The sequence below is a fragment of the Fretibacterium fastidiosum genome (assembly GCF_000210715.1).
GTDB lineage: Bacteria > Synergistota > Synergistia > Synergistales > Aminobacteriaceae > Fretibacterium > Fretibacterium fastidiosum.
Genome location: NC_021038.1, coordinates 1,281,895 through 1,285,443, shown reverse-complemented (window position 1 = coordinate 1,285,443; position 3,549 = coordinate 1,281,895). Strand labels below are relative to the sequence as shown.

At 65.5% G+C, this 3,549-nt stretch carries 5 protein-coding genes; all 5 read left to right on the top strand.

Annotated elements, in window-relative coordinates; translation table 11 throughout:
• Nucleotides 1-57 precede the first annotated feature (57 nt).
• Nucleotides 58-405 (top strand): arsenosugar biosynthesis-associated peroxidase-like protein, encoded by a 348-nt coding sequence (locus SY1_RS05945; protein ID WP_015556480.1) that lies wholly within the window; start codon nt 58-60, stop codon nt 403-405.
• Nucleotides 402-1,382 carry an arsenosugar biosynthesis radical SAM (seleno)protein ArsS gene (arsS, locus tag SY1_RS05940; protein ID WP_015556479.1) on the top strand — a complete coding sequence of 327 codons (981 nt, stop codon included), beginning with the start codon at nt 402-404 and terminating at the stop codon, nt 1,380-1,382. Before SY1_RS05945 ends, arsS begins: the two co-directional genes overlap by 4 nt.
• Nucleotides 1,383-1,410: 28 nt before the next feature.
• On the top strand, nt 1,411-2,127 hold the full coding sequence (locus tag SY1_RS05935) for a TIGR04283 family arsenosugar biosynthesis glycosyltransferase (RefSeq protein ID WP_208873071.1): 717 nt from the start codon (nt 1,411-1,413) through the stop codon (nt 2,125-2,127).
• A complete protein-coding gene (locus tag SY1_RS05930) occupies nt 2,124-2,807 on the top strand; it encodes a TIGR04282 family arsenosugar biosynthesis glycosyltransferase (RefSeq protein WP_015556478.1) in 684 nt (227 codons plus the stop codon). The genes SY1_RS05935 and SY1_RS05930 overlap by 4 nt, the downstream gene beginning before the upstream one ends.
• Nucleotides 2,808-3,041: 234 nt before the next feature.
• On the top strand, nt 3,042-3,549 hold a 508-nt coding region (locus SY1_RS05925), incomplete at its 3' end, for an AlbA family DNA-binding domain-containing protein (protein WP_208873070.1).

Genomic DNA, 3,549 nt, shown 5'->3' with positions numbered 1-3,549 from the left:
CAATCCATATTAAACGCGAATTGGTATTACTTAATTCTACGAGGAGGTTTCAAAAAGATGACGACGGAAAAGACGAACGCCTACTACGACGCCGACGACCTGAACCGCTTCGCGGAGATGGGGCAGTGCGCGTCCCCGCTCTGGGAGAAGTTTTCGGCGTACTACGGCGCCGTGTTCGAGGAGGGCGAGTTGACGAAGCGCGAAAAGGCGCTGATCGCCCTGGCCGTAGCCCATACCGTGCAGTGTCCCTACTGCATCGATGCCTACACGAAGAGCTGCCTGGAGAACGGCGTCAACGAGGCGCAGATGACGGAGGCCGTCCATGTGGCCTGCGCCATCCGGGGCGGCGCCAGCCTGGTGCATGGGCTTCAGATGAAGAACATCGTCGGGAGGCTCGAACTATGACCTTCGCGGGACGGGACGATCCTCTGGCCTGCGTCCCCCCCTTCCGCGGCAAACTGCCCGATCCGCGGGTCGGGCAGACCCTCGAACGACTCGATGTCCTTCAAGTCAACGTCGGTCGGCTCTGCAACCTGGCCTGCAGGCACTGTCACGTCGAGGCCGGGCCGAACCGGACGGAGGTCATGTCCCGCAGCACGATGGAACATTGCCTGAGGGTCCTTGCCGCCTGGGGCTTTCGCACGCTGGACATCACGGGCGGCGCCCCTGAGATGAACCCCGATTTCCGCTTCCTGGTGGACCGGGGTACGGCGGCTGGCGTCCACGTGATCGTGCGGACGAACCTGGTGATCCTGCACGAGAGCGGATACGACGATCTGCCGGAGTTTATGGCCGAACGCGGCGTCGAGATCGTCTGCTCGCTGCCCTACTACTCGGAGCGGGACTGCGACCGGCAGAGGGGCGCAGGGACCTTTCGGAGCGCCATCTCCATGCTCCGCAGGCTGAACGAGCTGGGGTACGGGAAGGACGACCGGCTGGCCTTGAACATGGTCTACAACCCCGGCGGGGCGTTCCTCCCTCCGCCGCAGGCTAGCATGGAACAGGAGTACAAGCTCAAGCTCGGCGCGGAGTACGGGATCGTGTTCAACCGGCTGTTCACGATCACGAACAATCCCGTGGGGCGGTTCGGCGCCTTCCTGGTGCGCAGCGGCAACATGGCGGGCTACATGCGCCGCCTCCACGACAGCTTCAACCCCGTTGCGGCGGAGGGGATGATGTGCCGCAGCCAGCTCTCCGTGGGCTGGGACGGACGCCTTTACGACTGCGACTTCAATCAGGCCCTGGACTGGACCGTAGAGGGGACGGACCGCATCGGCGACCTGAGGGGGGACCGCCCCTCCAGGCGGAATATCCGCCTGGGCAACCACTGCTACGCCTGCACGGCGGGGAGCGGGTCCAGCTGCGGCGGGGCCACGGCATGATGTGGTCCTGGAGCGCCCCGGTCGCGTCATGATCTCGATCGTCGTCCCCACCCTGAACGAATGCGCACGCATCACGGGGCTCCTGGAGTCCCTGTCCGCCCTTTCCGGGGAGAAGGAGGTCGTCGTCGCCGACGGAGGCAGCACGGACGGCACGGTCGAGGCGGCGGAGGCCGTGTCCGGAGTCCGCGTCGTACGCTGCGGCAGGGGCCGGGCCCTCCAGCTGAACGCGGGGGCCTGCGCCGCGCGGGGCGGCGTGCTGTGGTTCGTGCACGGGGACGCCCAAGTCGCCCCGTCGAGCCTGACCGACATCGCGCTCGCCCTCTCGGAGGGCTGCGTCGGCGGGTTCTTCCGGCTCCATTTCTACGACGCGGACGACCGGTTCATGCGCTTCGTGGAGCGCACGTCCCACACGCGGGCACGACGCTTCGGCCTGATCTTCGGAGATCAGGCCCTGTTTTTGCGGCGGGACGTCTTCGACTCGCTCGGCGGCTTCGCGCCCCTTGCGCTGATGGAGGACTGGGAGCTCGCGAGGCGCCTGCGGCCGCTGCACCGCAAAGGGCTGATCCGGGCCCTGGATACGCCGGTGGGGACCTCGGCCCGGCGCTTCATCCGGAACGGCCGGCTGAGGACGCTGATGAAGATCCACACGATCAAGGCGCTCTACATCCTGGGGGTGCCGACCGAGGTGCTGCGGACCCTCTACGAGGGGCGCCGCGGGGAGAAAGGACGCGATGCGGACCCATGAAAGCGACGAAAAAATCCGAGGCTTTGATCCTTTTCTCCCGGCTTCCGATCGGCTCGGAGACCAAGACGCGCCTCTCGCCCCTGCTGGACGAGGGGCAGAGGGAGGCCCTGCACCGAAGCTTCTGGGCCGATGCGTTCGCCACAGCCCTGGAGCTCCGGGACCGGGCGGACCTCTTCCTCTACTGGACGGGGAGCGGCCGGCCCGAGGCGTACTCCGACCTGATCCCCGCCGCCTTCGCGCTCCGCGGACAGCGGGGCCTCACCCTCGGTGACCGGATGCTCGCCGCGGCCCGGGACGCCTTCGAGGCGGGGTACGAACGGGCGGCGATCGTCGGGACGGACATCCCCCAGATGCGGCCCGACAGCATCCGCAGGGCATTCGACCTCCTGGCGGAGGCCGACGTCGTCCTGGGGCCGACCCCCGACGGCGGGTACTGGCTCATTGGCCTCAAAAGGGCGATCCCGGAGCTCTTCGACATCTCCGCCCCATGGGGCAGCGGCGGCGTCCGGCTCGGAACGCTGGAGCGGGCCCGAGGCCTGGGCTGCATCTGCGCGGAGACGGACTCGTACCGGGACCTCGATACCCCGGAAGACCTGCACGCCTTTCTGGAGGAGCGGCACCCGTACGGCGCGGCAACCCGGTCCTGCCTGGAGCGGCTGCTTGGAAGGGGGGCCGTGTGAACGAGGGATCAATTTCCCCTGTGGTTTGGGGAGGGCCCATGTGTTTGACATCCTTTTCTCACCACACTATACTTGACTTGACTTGTTCCCTCATCATCGCGATCAAGGAGGCTGTCCCCATGCCGAAACAGGGTGAAAATCAGCATTTGGATCGGCAAAACGCCCTCTGGAACGACTGGCGGAGGACGTGGTATTCAATGCCTTTGGGGTGGAGCGAGGCCGGAGGGGAACACCATGGAGTTTGATATCGGGAAGTTCGAGGAGTACCGGGAGGGTAACCGCCTCGAGGTCAAGGGGGCGAAAGGCGGCCTGCCCAGGAGCCTCTGGGAGACCTACTCCTCCATGGCGAACGGCTATGGGGGCCTTATTCTGCTTGGGGTGAGCGAGAAGAAGGATGGCAGCTTCGTGACGACCGGGCTTGACGCGAAGGACGTGGAGAAGCTGCGAAGGGATCTGTGGAGCGTCCTTAACGACGGCAAAAAGGTGAGCGTCAACCTCCTGGTCGACGAGGATGTGAAGGACTACAAGGTGGGGGAGGACCTTGTCCTCTCCATCCGCGTTCCGAGGGCGGAGCGCGAGGTCAGGCCCGTCTATATCAACGACGACCTCTTTGAGGGCACGTTCCGCCGAAACGGTGAGGGGGATTACCACTGCACGCGAAGCGAGATCAAGGCCATGCTTCGCGACCAGACGGAGGAAACCTTCGACATGAAGGTCCTCGAAAATTTTGAGATCGATGACC